18 protein-coding genes, 3 tRNA genes and 1 pseudogene are annotated in these 18,579 nt (G+C 71.9%); 18 read left to right on the top strand and 4 right to left on the bottom strand.

From position 1 onward, the window contains the following. The first annotated feature begins 116 nt into the window (after window positions 1-116). The 12 genes and pseudogenes from ACZ6EG_RS15005 (at window position 117) to ACZ6EG_RS14950 (ending at window position 12,178) form a co-directional block, all read left to right on the top strand. Window positions 117-557 (top strand): NADH-quinone oxidoreductase subunit A, encoded by a 441-nt coding sequence (locus tag ACZ6EG_RS15005; protein ID WP_383641702.1) that lies wholly within the window; start codon window positions 117-119, stop codon window positions 555-557. After that, complete coding sequence (locus ACZ6EG_RS15000) at window positions 548-1,150, top strand: NADH-quinone oxidoreductase subunit B (protein ID WP_469604699.1); 603 nt, start codon at window positions 548-550, stop codon at window positions 1,148-1,150. The genes ACZ6EG_RS15005 and ACZ6EG_RS15000 overlap by 10 nt, the downstream gene beginning before the upstream one ends. After that, window positions 1,147-2,349 carry an NADH-quinone oxidoreductase subunit C gene (locus ACZ6EG_RS14995; protein ID WP_391970000.1) on the top strand — a complete coding sequence of 401 codons (1,203 nt, stop codon included), beginning with the start codon at window positions 1,147-1,149 and terminating at the stop codon, window positions 2,347-2,349. The genes ACZ6EG_RS15000 and ACZ6EG_RS14995 overlap by 4 nt, the downstream gene beginning before the upstream one ends. Next, on the top strand, window positions 2,346-3,314 hold the full coding sequence (locus tag ACZ6EG_RS14990; protein ID WP_356609138.1) for a complex I subunit 1/NuoH family protein: 969 nt from the start codon (window positions 2,346-2,348) through the stop codon (window positions 3,312-3,314). The genes ACZ6EG_RS14995 and ACZ6EG_RS14990 overlap by 4 nt, the downstream gene beginning before the upstream one ends. A 2-nt stretch (window positions 3,315-3,316) precedes the next feature. After that, a pseudogene (locus ACZ6EG_RS14985) lies at window positions 3,317-4,063 on the top strand (NuoI/complex I 23 kDa subunit family protein); the annotation flags it as partial. A 239-nt stretch (window positions 4,064-4,302) separates the two neighbouring features. After that, the gene (locus ACZ6EG_RS14980) at window positions 4,303-5,112 is read left to right on the top strand and encodes an NADH-quinone oxidoreductase subunit J family protein (RefSeq protein WP_469604695.1); all 810 of its coding nucleotides are present in this window, start codon (window positions 4,303-4,305) and stop codon (window positions 5,110-5,112) included. After that, complete coding sequence (gene nuoK, locus ACZ6EG_RS14975) at window positions 5,112-5,504, top strand: NADH-quinone oxidoreductase subunit NuoK (RefSeq protein WP_391969998.1); 393 nt, start codon at window positions 5,112-5,114, stop codon at window positions 5,502-5,504. Before ACZ6EG_RS14980 ends, nuoK begins: the two co-directional genes overlap by 1 nt. After that, window positions 5,501-7,495: an NADH-quinone oxidoreductase subunit 5 family protein gene (locus ACZ6EG_RS14970; protein ID WP_469604692.1), complete on the top strand. Its 1,995-nt coding sequence runs from the start codon at window positions 5,501-5,503 to the stop codon at window positions 7,493-7,495. Before nuoK ends, ACZ6EG_RS14970 begins: the two co-directional genes overlap by 4 nt. 6 nt (window positions 7,496-7,501) lie before the next feature. Further along, on the top strand, window positions 7,502-9,100 hold the full coding sequence (locus tag ACZ6EG_RS14965) for a complex I subunit 4 family protein (protein ID WP_391969996.1): 1,599 nt from the start codon (window positions 7,502-7,504) through the stop codon (window positions 9,098-9,100). Then, complete coding sequence (locus ACZ6EG_RS14960; RefSeq protein ID WP_469604689.1) at window positions 9,097-10,644, top strand: NADH-quinone oxidoreductase subunit N; 1,548 nt, start codon at window positions 9,097-9,099, stop codon at window positions 10,642-10,644. Before ACZ6EG_RS14965 ends, ACZ6EG_RS14960 begins: the two co-directional genes overlap by 4 nt. A gap of 257 nt (window positions 10,645-10,901) precedes the next feature. Beyond that, window positions 10,902-11,765, top strand: coding sequence for a zinc metalloprotease HtpX (htpX, locus tag ACZ6EG_RS14955; protein WP_391969994.1), 864 nt, complete (start codon window positions 10,902-10,904; stop codon window positions 11,763-11,765). After that, window positions 11,762-12,178, top strand: a complete 417-nt coding sequence (locus ACZ6EG_RS14950; protein WP_356609124.1) for a YccF domain-containing protein — start codon at window positions 11,762-11,764, stop codon at window positions 12,176-12,178. The genes htpX and ACZ6EG_RS14950 overlap by 4 nt, the downstream gene beginning before the upstream one ends. 376 nt (window positions 12,179-12,554) lie before the next feature. On the opposite strand, the gene ACZ6EG_RS14945 is transcribed toward ACZ6EG_RS14950, so the two are convergent. After that, window positions 12,555-13,799: an APC family permease gene (locus tag ACZ6EG_RS14945; protein WP_469604684.1), complete on the bottom strand. Its 1,245-nt coding sequence runs from the start codon at window positions 13,797-13,799 to the stop codon at window positions 12,555-12,557. Window positions 13,800-13,936: 137 nt separating this feature from the next. Between ACZ6EG_RS14945 and ACZ6EG_RS14940 the strand changes: the two genes are divergently transcribed. Continuing rightward, complete coding sequence (locus ACZ6EG_RS14940; RefSeq protein WP_391969992.1) at window positions 13,937-14,203, top strand: GlsB/YeaQ/YmgE family stress response membrane protein; 267 nt, start codon at window positions 13,937-13,939, stop codon at window positions 14,201-14,203. Between the two features lie 105 nt (window positions 14,204-14,308). On the opposite strand, the gene ACZ6EG_RS14935 is transcribed toward ACZ6EG_RS14940, so the two are convergent. Further along, the gene (locus ACZ6EG_RS14935; protein WP_356609118.1) at window positions 14,309-14,797 is read right to left on the bottom strand and encodes a YajQ family cyclic di-GMP-binding protein; all 489 of its coding nucleotides are present in this window, start codon (window positions 14,795-14,797) and stop codon (window positions 14,309-14,311) included. A 234-nt stretch (window positions 14,798-15,031) separates the two neighbouring features. On the opposite strand from ACZ6EG_RS14935, the gene ACZ6EG_RS14930 reads away from it, so the two are divergent. Next, window positions 15,032-15,113 (top strand) — tRNA-Tyr (locus tag ACZ6EG_RS14930). 122 nt (window positions 15,114-15,235) lie between these two features. After that, window positions 15,236-15,454: a hypothetical protein gene (locus tag ACZ6EG_RS14925; protein WP_391969980.1), complete on the top strand. Its 219-nt coding sequence runs from the start codon at window positions 15,236-15,238 to the stop codon at window positions 15,452-15,454. A gap of 36 nt (window positions 15,455-15,490) precedes the next feature. On the opposite strand, the gene ACZ6EG_RS14920 is transcribed toward ACZ6EG_RS14925, so the two are convergent. Together ACZ6EG_RS14920 and ACZ6EG_RS14915 are read right to left on the bottom strand one after the other, a co-directional pair. Next, the gene (locus tag ACZ6EG_RS14920; RefSeq protein ID WP_391969979.1) at window positions 15,491-16,147 is read right to left on the bottom strand and encodes an SDR family oxidoreductase; all 657 of its coding nucleotides are present in this window, start codon (window positions 16,145-16,147) and stop codon (window positions 15,491-15,493) included. Between the two features lie 293 nt (window positions 16,148-16,440). Further along, window positions 16,441-17,706, bottom strand: a complete 1,266-nt coding sequence (locus tag ACZ6EG_RS14915) for an amidohydrolase family protein (RefSeq protein WP_391969978.1) — start codon at window positions 17,704-17,706, stop codon at window positions 16,441-16,443. Between the two features lie 327 nt (window positions 17,707-18,033). Here ACZ6EG_RS14915 and ACZ6EG_RS14910 point away from each other — a divergent pair. From ACZ6EG_RS14910 to rpmG, 3 genes are all read left to right on the top strand, one after another. Continuing rightward, a tRNA-Thr gene (locus ACZ6EG_RS14910) sits at window positions 18,034-18,106 on the top strand. Between the two features lie 46 nt (window positions 18,107-18,152). Beyond that, window positions 18,153-18,225: transfer RNA gene (locus ACZ6EG_RS14905), tRNA-Met, on the top strand. Window positions 18,226-18,316: 91 nt separating this feature from the next. Next, on the top strand, window positions 18,317-18,481 hold the full coding sequence (rpmG, locus tag ACZ6EG_RS14900; RefSeq protein ID WP_003948671.1) for a 50S ribosomal protein L33: 165 nt from the start codon (window positions 18,317-18,319) through the stop codon (window positions 18,479-18,481). Window positions 18,482-18,579 lie beyond the last annotated feature (98 nt).

Raw genomic sequence — 18,579 nt, 5'->3', positions numbered from 1 at the left:
CCCACCCCGCGTCCCAAGGTGCGACGGGCTGCTTACCGTCCCTTTATCAGGCCCTAGACTCCCGTGCGTACAGATCGTCGAACAGCAGCGTTCACGACAGGGAGCGAGGGACGGACGTGCCGGAACCGACCGTCGGTGGTGTGAGCGCCGGTGATGTGCCGGCCGCCGAAGTGCCCGTCGGCCTCGCCGCGGACCACTTCCAGTCCTACTCGGTCGTCGGGCTGCTCGCCGTCGTCGGCGTCCTCTTCGTCGCCGTCGCCTTCGGCGCCGGCCGCCTGCTGCGGCCCGTGGTCCCGACGCCCGAGAAGCTGCTGACGTACGAGTGCGGCGTGGACCCCGTCGGCGAGGGCTGGGCCCACACGCAGGTCCGCTACTACGTCTACGCCTTCCTCTACGTCATCTTCGCCGTCGACTCGATCTTCCTCTTCCCCTGGGCGACGGTCTTCGCCGATCCTGGTTACGGAGCGACGACCCTCGTGGAGATGTTCATCTTCCTGGGCTTCCTGGCCGTGGGCCTGCTCTACGCATACAAGAAGGGCGTCCTGTCGTGGACGTGAACCCCACCTCCGAACCCGTGCCGCTCCCCGAGCCCAAGAGGCTGGGCGCGCTCTCGCGCCTCGCCCCGGAGCCGATGAAGGTCGTCCTGAACTGGGGCCGGCGGTACTCCCTGTGGGTCTTCAACTTCGGCCTCGCCTGCTGCGCCATCGAGTTCATCGCCGCGTCGATGGCCCGCCACGACTTCATCCGGCTCGGCGTCATCCCCTTCGCGCCGGGTCCGCGCCAGGCCGACCTGATGGTGGTGTCCGGCACGGTGACCGACAAGATGGCGCCGGCCGTCAAGCGCCTGTACGAGCAGATGCCCGAGCCGAAGTACGTCATCTCCTTCGGCGCCTGCTCCAACTGCGGCGGCCCCTACTGGGACTCCTACTCCGTGACGAAGGGCGTCGACCAGATCATCCCCGTCGACGTCTACGTCCCCGGCTGCCCGCCACGCCCCGAGGCGCTGCTCCAGGGCATCCTCAAGCTCCAGGAGAAGATCGCGCGGGAGTCGCTGGGGGAGCGGTACGGCACCTCGTCCCGTCCGTCGGCCGCCGCCCTGCAGAGCGGCCTGGTGCGACCGCCGGCGCCCGACGCGGGGGAGGCCCGATGACCGCCGGCTGGCTGCCCGCCGACACCGAGGAGCTCTTCGGCACGGAGGCCACGGCCGAGGAGTCCTACGACGTCCTGACCGTGGACGTGCCGCCGGCCTCGTGGATCTCCGCACTGGAGACCGCGCGCGACCGGCTGGGCTGCACCTACTTCGACTGGCTCAGCGCGGTCGACGAACCGGGCACCGGCTTCCGCGTCGCGGCGCACGTCGTGGCGCTCGGGCCGGTACGCCGGCTGCTGCTGCGTACGACGGTCCCGCACGAGGCCCCGGCCCTGCCGACCGCCGTTGGCGTGTACGCGGGCGCGGCCTGGCACGAGCGCGAGACCCACGAGATGTTCGGCGTCACCTTCGCCGACCACCCCGGGCTGGACCACCTGCTGCTCCCGGAGAACTTCGAGGGCCACCCGCTGCGGAAGGACTTCGTCCTCGCCGCCCGCGTCGCCAAGGCCTGGCCCGGGGCGAAGGAGCCGGGGGAGTCCGACCACGGTGGCCCCCGACGCCGCCAGATGCTGCCGCCCGGTGTCCCCGACCCCAACGAGTGGGGCCCGCTCAAGGGCCAGCTCCCTGCCGCTCCGTCCCGCCCGGCCCGCGGTGCGGGCCGGGCGGCGGGGGAGCGTCCGGCCCGCCCGGCAGGCGACCGCCCGGCCCGCCGGACCCGCACAGCCACCGAGGGCTCCGCCAGCCAGACGGGAAGCGCCGAGGCTCCGTCGACGCCTCGCCGTTCGCGCACGGCGGCGGAGGGCTCCGCCAGTCAGGCGGCGGCGGGTGCCGGGGCTCCGTCGGCGCCTCGCCGTTCGCGTACGGCGGCGGAGGGGTCGGCCAGTCAGACGGCGGCACCGGACGAGGGGGCCTCGACCGGCCCGGCGGTCCGGCGCGCACGCAGCGCGAGCGAGGGCTCCGCATCCCAGCGGCCCGCTTCGGACGCTCCCTGGCACCACGCCCGCCCCGCCTTCGACGAGGCCGGGGAGGCCGGGGAGGCCGGGGAGGCTGAAACGGCCGGGAAGAGCGAGGAGACGGAGACCGAGGAAATCGGGAAGGCCGGGGAGGCCGGGGGAGCCAGGGAGACGGACGGGGCCGAGCACGATGCGCGTCGTTCCGGCGCCGCTGCCGCTGCCGCTGCCGCTGCCTCGGACGAACCCGACCCACCCGCGGCCCCGGCTGCCTCGGACGAACCCGGCTCCCAGGGAGGCACGCAGTGAACGACGCGCTCGACGTCGCCCTGCGACTCCTGATCGTCTTCGTCGTCTTTCTCACCTTCCCCTTGATCGTGGGTCAGACCGAGCACAAGGTGATGGCCCACATGCAGGGACGCCTCGGCCCGATGTACGCGGGCGGCTTCCACGGCTGGGCCCAGCTCGTCGCCGACGGCGTGAAGTTCGCGCAGAAGGAGGACGTGGTCCCCGCCGACGCGGACCGCCGCATCTTCCAGCTCGCCCCCGCCGTCGCCCTGCTGCCGTACCTGCTGGTCCTCCTCGCGATCCCCGTCGGCCCCGGCGAGGGGGCCGTGGGCCAGGTCGTCGACGCCGGCATCTTCTTCGTCCTCGCCGTGATGGGCGTGGGCGTCCTCGGCTCGCTCATGGCCGGCTGGGCCTCCGCCAACAAGTTCTCCCTCCTCGGCGGCCTGCGCACCGCCGCCCAACTCCTCGCCTACGAACTGCCGATGCTGCTCACCGCGGCCTCCGTCGCGATGGCGGCCGGCACCGTCTCCCTCGTCGGCATCCTCGACGCCTTCGAGTGGTGGTGGCTGCCCTGGCAGATCGTCGGCGCGATCGTCTTCTTCGTCGCCGGGCTGGCCGAACTGCAACGCCCTCCGTTCGACATGCCCGTCGCCGACTCGGAGATCATCTTCGGCGCCTACACCGAGTACACCGGTCTGCGCTTCGCCCTGTTCCTCCTCGCCGAGTACGCCGGGATCGTCGTCCTGTGCGGCCTCACCACCGTCCTCTTCCTGGGCGGCTGGCACGGCCCCTGGGGCGCCGACGGCCTCGGCTGGGTGTGGACCCTGCTGAAGACGGCCCTCCTGGCCTTCGTCGTGATCTGGCTGCGTGTCACCTACCCCCGGCTCCGCGAGGACCAGCTCCAGAAACTCTCCTGGACCCTCCTCGTCCCCCTCTCCCTCGCCCAGATCGCCCTCACCGGCATCGTCAAGGTGGTGATCGCGTAACCATGGCCCCCCTTCCCGGCAGCGGCCTGGCCAAGGGCCTGGCCGTCACCCTCCGCACGATGACGAAGAAGACCGTCACCGAGCAGTACCCGGACGCCCAGCCCGAACTGCCGCCCCGAACCCGCGGTGTGATCGGTCTGTTCGAGGAGAACTGCACGGTCTGCATGCTGTGCGCCCGCGAGTGCCCCGACTGGTGCATCTACATCGACTCCCACAAGGAGACGGTGCCGGCGGCGACCCCCGGCGGGCGCGACCGCAGCCGCAACGTCCTCGACCGCTTCGCCATCGACTTCTCCCTGTGCATGTACTGCGGTATCTGCATCGAGGTGTGTCCTTTCGACGCCCTGTTCTGGTCGCCGGAGTTCGAGTACTCCGAGACCGACATCCGCGACCTCACCCACGAGCGCGACAAGCTCCGCGAGTGGATGTGGACGGTCCCGGCCCCGCCCGCCCTCGACCCCGGAGCGGAGGAAGCGAAGGAACTCGCCGCCGCCCGCAAGACCGCCGACAAACTGTCCGCCCAACAGGAGGCCCCTCCGCAGGAGACGCCCTCGCAGGAGACGCCCCCGCGGAAGGCACCCCGGCAGGAGTCACCCGCGCGGGAGACGCCCCGCCAGGCGGCCCAGCAGCCGGAGCCCTCGCGGGAGACGCCCGGGGCCACCGAACCGCACGCCGACGAGCAGGCCCGCGCAGCCGAGCAGCCCACCCGCCCGATGGGCGACTCCAAGCAGCAAACGGACCAGCCGAGGCCGAACGAGCCCGGACCGCGTCCGGACCAGCAGACGAACCAGCCCGGCCCGCACCAGCCGCAACCGGACCAGCCGCAGCCGGACCAACCCAGGCCGCAGCCGGACCAGCCGAGGACAGGCCGGCCCGGGCCGGACCAACGGGACCAGCCCGGCCAGCCCGGCCGGGGGGACGAGCCCGACCGGCCCGACCGGCGTGACAAGCCCCGCCAACCCGACCAGCCGGAACAGGAGGACCGGGGATGACGCCCGCCGCGACCGCCGGCCACCTCGCCGTGCATCCCACGACCTTGGCAGCCGATACCCACGGCTTCCTCTCCCCGACCGGCGTCGAGATCGCCTTCCTCCTCGTCGGCCTGGTCACCCTCGGCGCAGCCGTCGTCACCGTCACCACCCGGCAACTCGTCCACGCCGCCCTGTGGCTGGTGGTGGCCCTCGGAGGCCTCGCCGTCGAGTACCTCCTGCTCACCGCCGAGTTCATCGCCTGGGTGCAGGTCCTCATCTACGTCGGTGCCGTCGTCGTCCTCATCCTGTTCGGTCTGATGCTCACCAGGGCGCCCATCGGCCGCTCCCCGGACGCCGACTCAGGCAACCGCTGGGCCGCCCTCACCGTGGCCGTGGCCGCCGCCGCTGCCCTCGTGTGGGTCGTCGTCGACGCCTTCCGCACGACCTGGATCGACCTGGACGGCCCGGCCGCCGGTTCCACCGCCGTGACCGGAGCGAGCCTCTTCCAGAACTGGGTCCTCCCCTTCGAGGCCCTCTCCGTCCTCCTCCTCACCGCGCTCGTCGGCGCCATCGTCCTGTCCCGCAAGGCGAAGGCGGACCGCGCCACCGACCCCGGCCGCGCCACCGACCTCAGCCGCACAGCCGACCCAAGTTCCACGCCCGACCCCGGCCGCACAGCCGACCCACGCCCCGCAGCCGACCCAAGCCCCCCGGCCGCCCTCGGCCGCACAGCCGACCCGGACAGTGCCCCCGAGACAGGCCGCTCCCCGGAGGCCGATCGGCCGACCACTACGCCGAACGGTGCCGACAAGGCCGGTGACCGCTGATGCACCTCGCCTATCCCGCCGTCCTCTCCGCCCTCCTGTTCTGCACGGGCCTGTACGGCGTCCTCGCCCGCCGCAACGCGATCCTGGTCCTGATGTCGGTCGAGCTGATGCTCAACGCCGTCAACCTCAACCTCGTCGCCTTCGACGTCTGGCTCAGCAGGACCGCCGAGGAGACCCTGCACTCCGGCCAGGCCCTGACCCTGTTCACGATCGCCATCGCGGCCGCCGAGATCGGCATCGGCCTGGCGATCGTGCTCGCCGTCCACCGCAACCGCGGCACCTCGGACATCGACAAGCTCCGCGACACCGCGGAGGGACACGAGCCGGACGGTCCCGACACCGATCCCCCCGCGACCGGGACGGCCGCCGAGAAGGCTGAGGCCACCGCGTGACCACGACCACCCTCGCCGTCCTCGTCCCCCTCCTCCCCTTCCTGGGCGCAGCCGCCGGCCTTCTGCTGGGCCGTACGGCACCCGGATTCGTCCGCCCGCTCGCCGTCCTGCCGACGGCGGTGGCCCTCGTCCTCGCCGTCCTGGTCGCCACCCGTCAGGGCGGTGACGACCCCGTCGACGCCGTCACCGAACTGACGCCCACCGGTTCGGTGCCCATCGAACTCGCCCTGCACGTCGACGGCTTCGCCGCCCTCGTCGCCGTCCTGGTCGGCTGCGTCGCCACCTGTGTGCAGATCTACTCCACGGGCTACCTGCGCGACGACCCGCGCTACGCCTCGTACGCCGCGCTCGTCTCCCTGTTCACCTCCGCCATGTTCCTCGTCGTCTACTCCGGCGACCTGATGGTGCTGCTGGTCGGCTGGGAGATCATGGGCATCTGCTCGTACTTCCTGGTCGGCCACTACTGGGAGACCCCGGAGGCCCGAGCCGCCTCCCTCAAGGCCTTCCTGGTCACCAAGCTCGGTGACGTCCCCTTCCTGATCGGCCTGCTGGCGCTGGCCACCGAGGCCGGCTCCTTCCGCATCACCGAGATCCTCGGCGCGGTCGCGAGCGGTTCCCTCGACCACCCGACGCTGATCGCCCTCCTCCTGCTGGCCGGCGTGGCGGGCAAGTCGGCGCAGTTCCCGCTGCACACCTGGCTCCCCGACGCGATGGCGGGCCCGACACCCGTCTCCGCGCTGATCCACGCCGCGACGATGGTCGCCGCCGGTGTCTACTTCGTCGCCCGGCTCCTTCCCCTGTTCGAGGCCTCGCGGGCCGCGATGATCGTCCTCGCCGTCATGGCCGCGGTCACGATGGTCGGCTCGGCGCTCGCCGCGCTCGCCCAGGACGACATCAAACGCGTCCTCGCCTACTCGACCATCGGACAGCTCGGCTACATGACCGGCGCCCTCGCGGCCGGCGACCGCGGTGCCGCCGTCTTCCACCTCATCTCGCACGGCGCCTTCAAGGCGCTGCTGTTCCTCGCCGCCGGCGTGATCATCCACGCCGCCGGCACCAACTCGCTGGCCGCCATGTCCCGCATGCGGGGGCTGCGCGACCGCGTCCCGGACGCCTACTGGACGACGACCGTGGCGCTGCTCGCACTCGCCGCGATCCCGCCTTTCAGCGGCTTCTTCTCCAAGGAGTCCGTCCTCGTCGTCGCGGAGCACGTCGCCACCGGTCACACCGAACACGCGCCCGGCGCCGCGGGCTGGACCGTCCTCGTCGCCGGTCTCGTCACGGCCCTGCTGACCGCCGCCTACGCGACACGCCTGTGGCTGCTGGCCTTCCGCGGCCGGGGCGCCGAAGCCCCCGACCACGGCAAACAGCCCCTCGTCATGAACGCCGTGCTCTGGGTCCTCGCTCTCCCCTCGCTCGCCCTCGGTGGGCTCGCCTTCCGTCTGCTGCCCGACTGGTTCGACGGCCAGGACCTCACCCCGACGCTCACCACCTCCGTGCTCGGCACGGGTGTGGCCCTGGTCGGCGGCATCGTCACCTACGCCGCCTGGCGCCACACCACGGCGTTCGCGGACCGCCCGCCGCTGGGGGCGGTCGCGGCGCACCCGGAGGGCGACGCCGCCCGCGTGGAGGCAGAGGCCATCGCCAGCCACCAGCCCGCCTACGGAGACATCGCGTACGCCCCCGACCCCTCGGACCCGGGACGGCTCCTGCTGGGCCCCCTGCACCGGCACGCGGCCGTCGGCTTCCACCTGGACGCGGTGTACACCGCGCTCTTCGTCCGGCCGGTGCAGGCAGGTGCGAGCCTCGTCCGGTTCCTGGACCGCGAGGTCGTCGACACCTACGTACGCGGGGCGGGCGCCCTGCCCCGCTGGCTCGGCACCGCCGTCCGCCGGGCCCAGACCGGCAATGTGCAGACCTATGTGAGCGCGCTGCTCGCCGGCACCGTCGTCCTCGCGGTCGCCGCCGTCCTCGTCGCCACGGGAGCGTGAGCAGGCGTGATCGATATCAACGAGTCCCTGATGCAGTTCCTTCTCGCGTTGATCGTCGTCGGCCCGCTGATCGGCGCCGTCGCCGCCCTGCTCCCGGCCCCGCCCGGGCTGAAGGGGAAGTCACCCGAGCAGGCCGTGCTGCGGCACGGCGTCACCGTCACCGGCGTCATCCTTCTCGCCGTGATCGTCCTCGTGCTCGGCTTCGACCACGACCACCCCTCCAAGATGCAGGCCAGCACGGACATCAGCTGGATCCCCGCACTCGACGTGCGCATCCACCTCGGCATCGACGGCATCTCCCTCCCCCTGCTGGTGCTGACCGCGCTGCTGACCTTCCTCTGCGCGCTCTACTCGTACTTCAGGCAGCGCAACGAGCGGCTGACACAACCAGCCCCGGGCCCGAGCCCCAAGGCCTTCGTCGCGCTGCTGCTCGTCCTGGAGTCCGGCACCCTCGCGACCTTCGCCGTTCTCGACCTGATCCTGTTCTTCCTCGCCTTCGAGATGGTCCTCATCCCGATGTACTTCCTCATCGCCCGCTGGGGCGGCGAGGGACGGGCCGCGGCGGCCTGGAAGTTCATCCTGTACACCCTCCTCGGCTCCGTCGTCATGCTGCTCGGCCTGCTCCTGATCGGACTCACGGCCGGCACATTCGACATGGTGGCACTCGCCACTGACAACGGCCGGTCGCTGACCGCATCCGTGCAGGTCATCGCCGTTCTGGCGATCGGGATCGGGCTCGCGGTGAAGACCCCGATGTGGCCTCTGCACAGCTGGCTGCCCGACGCCCACACCGCCGCCCCGACGGTCGGCTCGGTCCTGCTGGCCGGCGTCCTGCTGAAGATGGGTACGTACGGGTTCGTCCGTATCCTCCTCCCGGTCGCGCCGGACGGCTTCCAGACCTTCGCGCCCTACCTCGCCGCCCTCGCCGTCGTCGGCGTCATCTACGGCTCCCTGGCCTGCCTGGCCCTGGTCAAGCAGGGCGCGAAGGGCGACCTCAAACGGCTCATCGCCTACTCCTCCGTCGGCCACATGGGCTTCGTCCTGCTCGGCATCGCGACCATGACCCCGACCGGCGTGAACGGCGCCCTGTTCGCCAACATCGCCCACGGCCTCATCACCGGCCTGCTCTTCTTCGTGGTCGGCGGGCTCAAGGACCGCACCGGCACCACCGATCTCGACACCCTCGCCGAAGGGACCGGAGCCGCCCTGTACGGCAGGGCACCGCGCCTCGGCGGCCTGCTCGCCTTCGCCGCGGTCGCCTCGCTCGGCCTGCCGGGTCTGGCCGGATTCTGGGGCGAGATGCTGGCGCTCTTCGGCGCCTTCGACCCCCACGAAGGCCTCAGCCGCCCCGCCTTCCTCACCTTCATGGCCGTCGCCGCCTTCGGCACGCTGCTGACCGCCGCGTACATGCTGATCGTGGTCCGCCGCGTCTGCATGGGCGCCGTACCGCGGGAAGCCCCGGCCCTCACCGACGTGCGCACGTACGAGTTCGCCGCCTGGACACCGCTCGTCGCCCTCACCGTCGTCGCCGGGCTGTGGCCCAGGACCCTTCTCGGCCTCACCGACCCGGCCGTGCAGCAGCTCCTCTCAGGAGGCACCCGATGAGCTCCCCGGCCCAGTCCCTCGCCCAGGTCCTCTCGCAGTCGCCGGCCCAGAGCCTCGTCCAGTCCGTCGACTGGCTCGCCATCGCTCCGCCCACCATCGCCGCGGTCGTCGGGCTCGTCGTCCTCGTGACCGACCTGTTCGTCAAGGACACCCGCAAGCCGCTGCTCGGCTGGATGTCGGTCGCCGGGCTCGCCACCGCCGCGCTCATGCTGCTGCCCCTGGTGAACGGCGACCGCTCGACGTTCTGCCTGACCGGCGACGCCGACGTCTGCAGTTACACGGCCGACACCTTCACCCTCGCCCTCCAGTTCCTGGTCCTCGGCGGCGCCCTCCTGGCCGCCCTGCTGTCGGTCACCGCCCTGAAGGACGCCGACCGCGGACTCCCCGAAGGCGAGTTCTGGTTCCTGCTGCTCTCCTCCGCGGCCGGCGCCGCCCTCCTGCCCGCCTCCCGCGACCTCGCGACCCTCATCGTCGCCCTGGAGGTCGCCTCCCTGCCCGCCTTCGCCCTCGTGGGCCTGCGCCAGGGAGACCGGCGCTCCTCCGAAGCGGCCCTGAAGTTCTTCCTGTCCTCGGTCACCGCGACCGCGGTCAGCCTCATGGGCATCAGCTTCGTGTACGCCTCGACCGGCACCCTCTACCTCACCCAGGTGGCCGAACGGATCACACACGTCGACGGGCAGCTCACCACCCTCGCGCAGACCGGCGTCGTCCTCACCCTCGTCGGCTTCGCCTTCAAGACGGCCGCCGTGCCCTTCCACTTCTGGGTGCCCGACACCTACGTGGGCGCACCCCTGCCGATCGCGGCCTACCTCTCCGTGGTCGGCAAGGCGGTCGGCTTCTCCGGCCTGATCCTCGTCACGGTCATCGCCCTCCCGTCCTACGCGGACGTCTGGGGGCCGGCCCTGGCGGCGCTGGCCGCCCTCACCATGACGGTCGGCAACGCGGGAGCCCTCCGCCAGCGGACCACGCGCGCGTACAGCGCGGTTCGCCTGCTCGCCTGGTCGTCCGTCGGCCAGGCCGGCTACCTGCTGGTCCCGATCGCCGCCGCCGGGTACTCCGACGAGCCCGAGCGGGCGATCGGCTCCACCGTCGCCTACGCCCTCATGTACGCCGCGGTGAACCTCGGTGCCTTCGCGGTCGCCGTGCTCGTCGGCCGTACGCGGCCCCGCAACCGCGTCGCCGACTACCGGGGCCTGTACGCCTCCCACCCGCTGACCGCCCTGCTCCTGGCGTTCTTCCTGCTGTGCCTCGCCGGGCTGCCGCCCGGCATCATCGGCCTCTTCGCCAAGGTCACGGTCTTCTCGGCGGCCGTCGACGCCGGGCTCGGCTGGCTGGCCGTCGTCATGGCGGCCAACGTCGTCATCGCGCTGTACTACTACCTCCAATGGACGGCCCTGCTGTTCCGGACGCCCGAGGACGCGACGGTGAGGCATCGCGTCCCCGCGCCCATCACGGCCGCGCTCACCGTGACCGCGCTCCTGGCGCTCGCCCTCTCGGGAGCGCCCCAGCTGATCCTGCGCTTCGCCGACACCGGCCTCTTCTGAGCGGGCGGCTTCGAGTACGCGCGCGTGCGGTACCCGGCCGCGGCGCGCGGTGTCCGCTGCGGCCGTCACCCGCACGGACCACGCGCGCCGCGGCGAGGGCCGGGGAACTGGCGATCCTCGCCTGGCGTTGACCAGTACGGAAGGGTCCACTGGACGTGATGCCACGCCACCGGTGGCATCGGAGACCAGGAAGCAACCACAGCGAGCGACACCTGCAAGCAAAGGGTTCCCCTGCTGCACCACTTGGAGGGCGTACCGTGCACCGCCGGCACAACGGGCTCAGGACGGCAGTACTCCTCGGGGGACTGTCGGCGCTCATCATTGTCATCGGCAGCTTCTTCGGCCGAGCGGGGCTCGTCGTCGCCGTACTCGTCGCCCTGGGCACGAACGCGTACGCGTACTGGAACAGCGACAAGCTCGCTCTGCGCGCGATGCGTGCCCGTCCGGTGAGCGAGTTCGAGGCCCCCGGGCTCTACCGGATGGTCCGCGAGCTCTCCACCCAGGCCCGCCAGCCCATGCCCCGTCTGTACATCTCGCCGACGGAGGCACCGAACGCCTTCGCGACCGGCCGCAACCCGCGCAACGCGGCCGTGTGCTGCACCGAGGGCATCCTGCGTCTGCTCGACGAGCGAGAGCTGCGCGGTGTCATCGGCCACGAGCTGAGCCACGTCTACAACCGCGACATCCTGCTCTCGTCCGTCGCCGGCGCCCTGGCCTCCGTGATCATGTTCCTGGTCAACTTCGCCTGGCTGATCCCCGTCGGCCGGTCCAACGACGATGACGGGCCGGGTCTGCTGGGCATGCTCCTCATCATGATCCTCGGTCCGCTCGCCGCCACCGTCATCCAACTGGCGATCAGCCGCTCCAGGGAGTTCGAGGCCGACGCGTCCGGCGCCCAGCTGACCGGCGACCCCATGGCCCTCGCGGGCGCCCTGCGCAAGCTCGAGACGGGCACGAAGCAGCTGCCGCTGCCCCCCGAGCCCCGGATCGAGACCGCCAGCCACATGATGATCGCCAACCCGTTCCGCCCGGGGCAGGGGGTTTCGAAAATGTTCTCCACTCATCCGCCGATGGCGGAGCGGATCGCCCGACTCGAAAAGATGGCAGGTCGACAGCAGTGAAGACCATCCTCAACGTCATTTGGCTTGTCCTCAGCGGCTTCTGGCTGTTCCTCGCCTACCTGGTCGCGGGGCTCCTGCTCTGCGTGACGATCATCGGCATCCCGTTCGGCATCGCGGCCTTCCGCATCGGCGTCTACGCCCTGTGGCCCTTCGGCTACACGGCGGTCGAGCGCCGCGACGCGGGGGCGCCCTCGTGCATCGGCAACGTCCTGTGGCTGGTCCTGGCGGGCTGGTGGCTCGCCATCGGCCACATCGTCACCGGTATCGCCCTGTGCGTGACCATCATCGGGATCCCGCTCGGCGTCGCCAACTTCAAGCTGATCCCGGTCTCCCTGCTCCCGCTGGGACGCGAGATCGTGCGCACGGACCAGCCGTTCACGGCCACCGGTACCACGCAGCGGACCGGCTGGTAGGAACCGCCGTTGTCCACAACCGCGGGGTTGTCCACAGGCTCGCTCGGCTGTCAGCGGCGACCTGCACCATGAATGCATGACCGAGAACGAGCAGCCCTCCGCACAAATGGCCACCGATCCAGGCAACGCCCTCTTCCGGGGACGGAGTTCCCTCCCCGCCCCCGGGCCCACGGCTGGTGCCGAGATACGAGAAGGCCGAACGGGGGTCTGAAGTCGGCGCCGGGGGGACCGGCTCCGCATACGCACGGCGACGGACCTGGGGTGGGGCGGACACGACCACGCCGTCGGCGTCCACCACCCACGGAACGCCGGACGTCCGGTATCGCGAACGCCTGCCGCGAGCCCCGGCGCCCGGCCGAGGCACCTCCGTCGGCGTCTACCGCGGGACCCGCCCCCTTCGCCCTCGCATCGCCCCGTACGCCACCGCGCCCGCGGCCAGCACACCTCCGCCCACGATCACCGAATCCGCCGGAAGGGAGAAGGCGAGCACCAGGCATCCGAGGAGGCCCAGCGCCGGCACCACCCGCGACGCCCGCGAGGTGTCGAGCGTCCAGGCCGAGGCGTTGGCCACCGCGTAGTACGCCAGCACACCGAAGGAGGAGAAGCCGATGGCACTGCGCACGTCCACCGTGGCGGCGAGGACCCCGACCACGGCTCCCACGGCCAGCTCCGCGCGGTGCGGTACCCGGGAACGCGGGTGCACCGCGGCCAGCGCTCCGGGGAGGTGCCGGTCCCGGGCCATGGCCAGCGTCGTCCGTGAGACGCCGAGGATCAGTGCCAGGAGGGAGCCCAGCGCGGCCACGGCGGCGCCCACCCGCACGACCGGAGCCAGCCCCGGCAGACCTGCCTCCCGCACGGCGTCCGCCAGCGGCGCCGTCGCCTGCCCGAGGCCGCCCGGGCCCAGCACGGAGAGCACACCCACCGCCACACAGCCGTACACGATCAGCGTGATGCCCAGGGCCAGCGGGATCGCGCGCGGGATGGTGCGTTCCGGGTCCCGGACCTCCTCGGCGAGCGTCGCGATGCGCGCGTATCCCGCGAAGGCGAAGAACAGCAGACCGGCCGCCTGGAGGATGCCGCCCGACACCCCGACGTCCAGCCGACCGGCGTCGGCCCGGCCCGACCCGAGACACACCACCACCACGGATGCGAGGACCACCAGCACCACTGCCACGATCGCCCGCGTCACACGGGCCGACTTCTGGATCCCGCCGTAGTTCACCGCGGTCAGCACCACCACGGCCGCGACCGCCACCGGGTGTGCCTGCTCCGGCCAGACGTACATGCCCACGGTGAGCGCCATGGCAGCACAGGAGGCCGTCTTGCCCACGATGAACGACCAGCCCGCGAGGTACCCCCAGAACTCCCCGAGCCGCTCACGCCCGTAGACGTAGGTGCCGCCCGAGGCCGGGTAACGAGCGGCGAGCCGTGCCGAGGAGGTGGCGTTGCAGTAGGCGACGACGGCGGCCACCGCGAGGCCGAGCAGGAGCCCCGACCCGGCCGCGCGGGCCGCGGGTGCGAGGGCCACGAAGACGCCGGCGCCGATCATCGAACCGAGTCCCACGAACACGGCGTCGCCCACGCCCAGGGTGCGCCGCAGCTCAGGGCCCGTAGGTGTCATGCGTCGCACCCTACTGACCGACGCAACCAGCAGGAGTGATCGGAACGTCCTCCTGACCAGGAAGACATGAACACCCGCGGAGACCGGCCCGCCGGACGGGACCGCGTGGGTACTGGGCGAACGGGCAGGTGCACGGCATGACGATCTTGAGCTGGATCATCCTGGGACTGCTGGCCGGGGCTGTCGCCAAGTTCCTGCTGCCGGGCCGTGATCCGGGAGGGATCGTCGGCACGACCCTCATCGGCATCGCGGGTGCGTTCATCGGCGGGTGGATATCGGCCCGTTGGCTCGACCACCCGGTCAGCAAGGACTTCTACGACGGTGCCACGTGGGCGGCGGCGATCGGCGGTTCCCTGGTGCTGCTGATCGCCTACCGGCTCCTGTTCGGCAACTCGCGCGACTGACGACGCGGTACGGCACCCGGCCGACGCGAAGGGCGGGCACCCGCGGGCGCCGGCCCTTCCCCGTCGAACGGGACCTTGCCCGTCGTCCTGCGTCGGATCAGCAGGTCACCGGTAGTTCACGAACTGCAGCGCGAAGTCGAAGTCCTGGTTCTTCAGCAGGGCGATCACGGTCTGCAGGTCGTCCCGGCTCTTGGAGGAGACCCGCAGCTCCTCACCCTGCACCTGGGCCTTCACGCCCTTGGGACCCTCGTCGCGGATGAGCTTGGCGACCTTCTTCGCGTTCTCCTGGGAAATGCCCTCCTCGATCGACGCGAAGATCTTGTAGTCCTTGCCGGAGAGCTGGGGCTCGCCCGCGTCCAGCGCCTTCAGCGAGATGCCGCGCTTGACCAGCTTGGACTGGAAGACGTCGAGGACGGCGTTCACCCGGTCCTCGGAGTTGGCCTCCATGAGGATCTTCTCCCCGGACCAGGAGATCGAGGCGCCCACACCCTTGAAGTCGTAGCGCTGCGAAAGCTCCTTGGCGGCCTGGTTGAGGGCGTTGTCGACCTCCTGCCGCTCGACCTTCGAGACGATGTCGAAACTGGAGTCGGCCATGTCCTGTGGCTCCTTGTATCTGGTGCGTGTCGGGCCGCGTATCGGGTCCGTACCGGCATACGTCGGCGACCGCCGGGCCCGCGGGGGCCCTCGGCCGCATCCGGACAAGACTAGCCACCCGCCGTCCCCCGGGTGGCGATCAATCGGGTGGCGAAGCACCCCTCCACATCGGGTATTGTTTACGTCGTTGCCACGGAGCGCCGCCGCAAGGCGGTTCGAAGGGCAGCGAACCCCGGCGGTGTGCCCGAGCGGCCAAAGGGAGCAGACTGTAAATCTGCCGGCTCAGCCTTCCCAGGTTCGAATCCTGGCGCCGCCACACGGGAACGAAAGGGCCCCGTGACCTGTCCGAACAGCAGGTCACGGGGTCCTTCGTCATGTCCGGGGCCGAAAGAGCGAGGGCGTTCCGGGCGGGACGGTCTCTCCGGGCAGACTGGTGCCATGGCCTCGTCCTCCCGTCGAAGAGTCTGCCCCGAGTGCCGCCGCGAGATCGCCGTCGTCGCGGGGCGGTACGCGCGTCACGACCCGTCCGGCGCGCGGGGGAGCGGCGAACTCGTCTCCTGCCCCGGCTCACGCCGACCGGCGCAACTCGGCGCGGTGCAACCCTCCCTGGACGGGTACGTCGTCCCCGACTTCCCTGGACAGCTGCCCCTGTTCTGACGCTCGTTACGCTCCTGCTCGCGGTCTCCGGCGTGGTCAGTTCCCGGCCACCGACTTCACCGCCACCGCCACCGGCGCCGAGCCGCCGATCAGCTCCAGGGTCAGGCCGGCCGTCGCCGGGCTGTCGACCAGCTCCGCCAGGACGGCGGCCACGTCGTCGCGTGCGACGGGCCCGCGGCCGGTGTGGGCCTCCAGGCGGACCAGGCCGGTGCCGGCGTCGTCCGTCAGCTGGCCGGGACGCAGGATCGTCCAGTCCACCCCATCCAGCGACCGGACGTACGCGTCGGCCTCTCCCTTGGCGCGCAGGTAGACGTCGAAGATCTCGTCCCCCTGGTGCCGCGGGTCGGCTCCCATGGAGGACACGACGACGAGACGCCGTACGCCGGCCCGGACCGCCCCGTCCGCGAAGAGGACGGCTGCGGACTTGTCGACCGTGTCCTTGCGGGCCGCTCCGCTCCCGGGGCCGGCGCCCGCCGCGAAGACCGCCGCGTCGGCGCCCCGCAGCCGCTCCGCGACCTCCTCGACCGAGGCCGACTCCAGGTCGAGCACGACCGGTTCGGCGCCAGCCTCGCGCAGATCGTCCGCCTGCTCGGGTTTGCGGATGATGCCCGCCACCTCGTCACCCCGCGCGGCGAGCAGCCGCTCCAGCCGCAGCGCGATCTGACCATGACCACCAGCGATGACAATGCGCATGTCTTCGACCGTACGCCCCGACGGCCGCCCGCGCCGCACGACTTCGGCCGCGTCCGACCACTCCCACCGAGCCCTCGGACGCCCACGGGCCCCGCCACGCACGCCGCCACATCTCCGGGCGCCCACGTCCCCACGCCCGCACACCGCCACAGCCTCCGGACGCCACCGGCCTCGCGGCCTCGCGGCCTAAGCCCCGCCCGTCCGCCGCCGAAGCCCACGGCCGCCCCGGCTCTCAAGCCACGCACGCCGCCAAAGCCCGCGGGCAGCACCGCGCCGGCCCCCGGTCCACCCCGTCAGGACGGTTCGCCACGCCCTCCGCGTCCCTGCCGGGGGAGGTCGAGATCCGTCGGGGACGTCGAGTCGCCGTACTCCCGTACCGCGCTCGTCCGTGCCACCACGCGCCCCCGGTGCACCACGACGCGGCTGTACGCCAGGGAGAGGGCGGCTGCCAGCCGGTCCCCGCGCACCGCGAGGAGTTCGGCGGGGAACCCCGCCTCCACCCGTACCTCGGGCAGGCCCAGCGCCGCCCGCGCCGCCGTGCTCACCGTGTCGTACGCGTCGTCGGGGCGCAGCCCCTGGCGCGAGGCCAGGAGGTACGCCGCCTCCAGGGGGTCCCCGCGCCCGACGGGGTTGGCGGCGTCCCGCAGCGCACCGCTCCCGGCGGCGATCCGCACGCCGGCCGCCCGCAGCAGCCGTACCGGAGCCGCGCCGTCGCGGGAGCCCTCGGTGCCGCAGGGGCCCTGTGGCAGGCACACCACCGTCACCCCGGCCGCCGCCAGCCCGTCCGCGGCCCGGGAGGCCACGTCGGAGGGGAGCCGGCCCAGACCGTCGCAGGGGCCGAGGGCGACTCCTGGGCGCAGTCCGCCCGCCATCGCCGCCAGCCGGGCCAGCCGTGTCGGGTCGGCGGCGTCCGTGTGCAGGTCGACCGGGCAGCCGTGCTCCGCGGCGACCTCCAGGACCGCCTCCACGTACCCCGCCGGATCGGGGTCCAGGTCCGGGCATCCACCGACGACGTCCGCGCCCATCTTGACCGCGTCCCGCAGCAGCGCCAGCCCGTCCGCCCCGGCCACCCCGGTCAGCACCCTCGGCATCGCCACCGCGGACAGCTCGGCGAGCCCTCGCAGCGAGCGCCGCGCCCGCAGCACCCCCGTCAGCGCGCCCAGCCCCGCGACGTCACCCACGCGCACGTGCGCCCGCAGGGCCGTCGCCCCGTGCCCCAGCTGGAGCAGGGCGGCTTCCGTGGCCCGCCGCTGGACGTCGTGGGGGTCGTGGGAGGCAGGGGCCGGGGCGTCGGCCGTCAGCGCCGTGTCGCCGTGGAGGTGGGGCTCGGCGGGGGCGGGGAGGAGCAGGTAGCCGGCGAGGTCCACGCGGCTTCCGGGACCCGGTGTGCGGGCCACCAGACTGCCGGCCGTGCCGACCGCCTCGATGCGTCCGCCGTACAGGCGCACGTCCACGGTCCGGCCGTCGGTGAGCCGTGCTCCGGACAGCAGGAGCGAGCTGGGGCGGGCGGGGCCCGAAGGGGAGGGCGAGTGGGGCGGCTGCGGCTGGCTGTCGGGCATCGCACTCCTCTGGGCTCGGGGCTGCGCAGTGGGGGACGCAAGATCACGCAGAGTGGGACGAGCCTAGGACGGTGATCAGCCCCTGGCGCGGAGGAGGGCAATAGTCGTACCGGCCGCGGTCCGCCCCGCCCGCCACCGGTCAGCCGTCGGCCCAGCGTGCGGGGCGGTCGTGCCGGGCGGTCGTGCCGGGCGGCCGCGCGGGGCGGACCGCGGGCGGCCGTGGGGGCCGGTTCCCGTCGCCTGCACACCGATGGGGGCGGGCCGGGGCACGGGCGGCGAAACGGATTTGGGCGAACGGCGGGCAACCGTGTAATGTCTTCATCGCTCGCCCCAATAGCTCAGTCGGTAGAGCGTCTCCATGGTAAGGAGAAGGTCTACGGTTCGATTCCGTATTGGGGCTCTGGTGTGAGAGGTTCCCGCCGCGAGGCGGGGCCCGATCACATCACAGCGGTGTAGCTCAGTCGGTAGAGCAAGCGGCTCATAATCGCTGTGTCACCGGTTCAAGTCCGGTCACCGCTACTCTCAGTAGCCGATTGCGGGGTCGGTCCTTCAATCGGCTACTCTTTCCTGCGTTAATACCATCAATCCGTTCGTCAAGGAGTGCACTCACGTGGCTGCCACCGACGTCCGCCCGAAGATCACGCTGGCCTGCGTGGAGTGCAAGGAGCGGAACTACATCACCAAGAAGAACCGGCGTAACAACCCGGACCGACTGGAGATGAAGAAGCACTGCCCGCGTTGCAACGCGCACACCGCGCACCGCGAAACGCGATAATCAAGGCTCGTACTCGAGGCCGTCCCCGAAGCTTGGGGGCGGCCTCGAGTCGTTCCTGGTCAAGAAGAGACTGGCCAAGAGAAGAGCAGCAGGAGGTT

It is taken from the genome of Streptomyces sp. NPDC041968, from assembly GCF_055589025.1.
Note: the sequence above shows the minus strand (reverse complement) of the source record. Positions and strands in the feature narration are given on the sequence as shown.

Coding starts and splice junctions, on each gene's coding strand:
- ACZ6EG_RS14920 (WP_391969979.1), bottom strand. CDS start 16,147: ATGCGCATTGTCATCGCTGGTGGTCATGGTCAGATCGCGCTGCGGCTG.
- ACZ6EG_RS14945 (WP_469604684.1), bottom strand. CDS start 13,799: ATGACACCTACGGGCCCTGAGCTGCGGCGCACCCTGGGCGTGGGCGAC.
- ACZ6EG_RS14960 (WP_469604689.1), top strand. CDS start 9,097: ATGAGCTCCCCGGCCCAGTCCCTCGCCCAGGTCCTCTCGCAGTCGCCG.
- ACZ6EG_RS14935 (WP_356609118.1), bottom strand. CDS start 14,797: ATGGCCGACTCCAGTTTCGACATCGTCTCGAAGGTCGAGCGGCAGGAG.
- ACZ6EG_RS14925 (WP_391969980.1), top strand. CDS start 15,236: ATGGCCTCGTCCTCCCGTCGAAGAGTCTGCCCCGAGTGCCGCCGCGAG.
- ACZ6EG_RS14915 (WP_391969978.1), bottom strand. CDS start 17,706: ATGCCCGACAGCCAGCCGCAGCCGCCCCACTCGCCCTCCCCTTCGGGC.
- nuoK (WP_391969998.1), top strand. CDS start 5,112: ATGCACCTCGCCTATCCCGCCGTCCTCTCCGCCCTCCTGTTCTGCACG.
- ACZ6EG_RS14995 (WP_391970000.1), top strand. CDS start 1,147: ATGACCGCCGGCTGGCTGCCCGCCGACACCGAGGAGCTCTTCGGCACG.
- ACZ6EG_RS14940 (WP_391969992.1), top strand. CDS start 13,937: ATGACGATCTTGAGCTGGATCATCCTGGGACTGCTGGCCGGGGCTGTC.
- ACZ6EG_RS14980 (WP_469604695.1), top strand. CDS start 4,303: ATGACGCCCGCCGCGACCGCCGGCCACCTCGCCGTGCATCCCACGACC.